Here is a 2,167-nt window from a genome sequence, read left to right as displayed (position 1 = left end):
GAAGCCGTAAGGAAACAACACGTTGCTTCCCGGGAATTGTGTCGTTGATGTGGTATGCGCATACCCGAGGAGGCCCGCCTGCAGCTCGCTCAGCGCTTCGAGGTCCTGTTGCCGCACTTGAACGAGCGTCAGCGGCGCCTGGCGATGGCGACCGAGGCCCGGCTGCTCGGTCATGGTGGAGTGCGCCTGGTCGCGCGGACTGCCAAGGTCAGCGAGACCACCGTCCGCAGGGGCGTATTCGAACTCGAAGACGGTGCTGAGCCGCTCTCCGAGGGGCGAGTTCGGCACCCCGGTGGTGGGCGGATGCGGGCCGAAGCCGTCGACCCGTCCCTGGTGCCCGCGCTGCTGGGTCTGGTCGAGCCGGACGAGCGCGGCGATCCGATGTCGCCGTTGCGCTGGACGACGAAGTCGTTACGGCACCTGGCCGCCGAGCTGTCCCGGCAAGGACACCGGGTGACCGCGCCCACGGTGGGCCGGCTGCTGAAGGAGAACGGGTTCAGCCTGCAGGGCAACGCCAAGACCCTGGAAGGCGAGCAACATCCCGACCGCGACGCGCAGTTCCACTACATCAACGAGCAGGTCAAAGAGCACCAGGCCGCGGGCGAGCCGGTGATCAGCGTCGATTCGAAAAAGAAGGAGCAGGTGGGCCTGCTGCCCATGGCCGGGCAGGAGTGGCGGCCCAAGGGGGATCCGGTCCGGGTCGAGGACCACAGCTTCTTCGCCGGCCCGCACGTGGAGACGGCAGTCCCCTACGGGATCTACGACATGACCACGAACACCGGCTGGGTGAATGTCGGTGTCGACCACGACACCTCCGCGTTCGCGGTCGCCTCGATCCGCCGCTGGTGGCAGGCACGGGGCTCTCTCGACTACCCACGGGCGACGCGGCTGCTGATCACTGCGGACGCGGGCGGCTCGAACAGCTACCGCTACCGGCTGTGGAAGGCCGAACTGGCAGCGTTCGCCGCCGAATCCGGCCTGACGATCACGGTCTGCCACTTTCCTGCGGGGACAAGTAAATGGAACAAAATCGAGCACCGGCTGTTCTCGCACATCACCATGAACTGGCGCGGCAGGCCGCTGACCAGCCACGAGGTCGTCGTCAACACCATCGCCGCGACACGGACCCGGGCCGGGCTGCGTGTCGCGGCCGAGCTCGACACCGGCTCCTACCCGACCGGCATCCAGGTCAGCCGTGAACAATTGCAGGCTCTGCCGATCACCGCCCACGACCGGCACGGGAGATGGAACTACAGCATCGCACCGGCCGTCGGCGACGACCCGGCCCAGCCACCGCAGAGCGCCGACGAGCGTGCAGCCGCCCGTACGCAGACCCTGCAGCTGCTGGCCGATCCCCGTCTGACCAACATGACCGGCACGGAACTGGACGCGCTGCGGGCACGGCTCGCCCCCGACCAGGAAGCCCGACGTGAGCAACGCCGCTACGTCCTTCGCGGCGGCAGGCGCGTCGCCACCACTGGCCGCAACCGATCCCTGCTCTCGAACGCGGACGAGGTCCTGGTCACCGTGGTCTACCTGCGACAGGTCTGCCCGCAGAAGGTGCTGTGCGACCTGCTCGGCATCAACCCGGTCACCATCGGCCAGGCCATCAAGGCCACCCGACAACTCCTGGACGAGCACAAGATCACCATCACGCCGACTGTCGTCCGTTACTTCGCCCGTGCCCAGGACCTTCATGCCTTCGTCACTCAGGCCGCCCCGGATCAGCACCCGGTGGAACCGAGTCGCCGTGCGCTCACCGCCCCGGTGCTGACCGGCATGACCCGCGAAGCCTTGCACGGCCTGCTCGAAGAGCTGGTCGTCCCCTACGCGGCCGCGATCGAGGAGCGCCGGCATCGCCACCGCGGCGGCGACCGCCGTCCCGGCACTCGCGGCGGTGTGTTCCGCCAGAAGATCACTGACGGCGACCGCATCCTCGCCACGATCCTCCACCGGCGCCGCATCTGCGGCCTCGACACCCTCGCCGAACTGTTCGGCGTCTGCCGCAGCACCCTATGGAACGCGATCAACGACGTCCTACCCGTTCTCGACAACCACGGCCTGGCCATCTCTCCCGCCGAACGCCAATACGCCACCGCAGCCGATCTCCTGGCCTCGACACACGCCCACGACCCCGAAGACCACCATGTTGTTCTTTGACGGCTTC

Annotated in this window: 1 protein-coding gene; it reads left to right on the top strand. The window is 67.9% G+C overall.

The genetic code is table 11. The features are described 5' to 3' along the window. The first annotated feature begins 54 nt into the window (after positions 1 to 54). A complete protein-coding gene (locus ACIQIB_RS39415; RefSeq protein WP_363614796.1) occupies positions 55 to 2,160 on the top strand; it encodes an ISAzo13 family transposase in 2,106 nt (701 codons plus the stop codon). Positions 2,161 to 2,167: the final 7 nt, after the last annotated feature.

Origin of the sequence: Kitasatospora sp. NPDC092286, assembly GCF_044755565.1 — a bacterium.
In the GTDB taxonomy this organism is placed as follows: Bacteria; Actinomycetota; Actinomycetes; order Streptomycetales; family Streptomycetaceae; genus Kitasatospora.
This window is presented reverse-complemented; position numbering and strand designations above follow the sequence as displayed.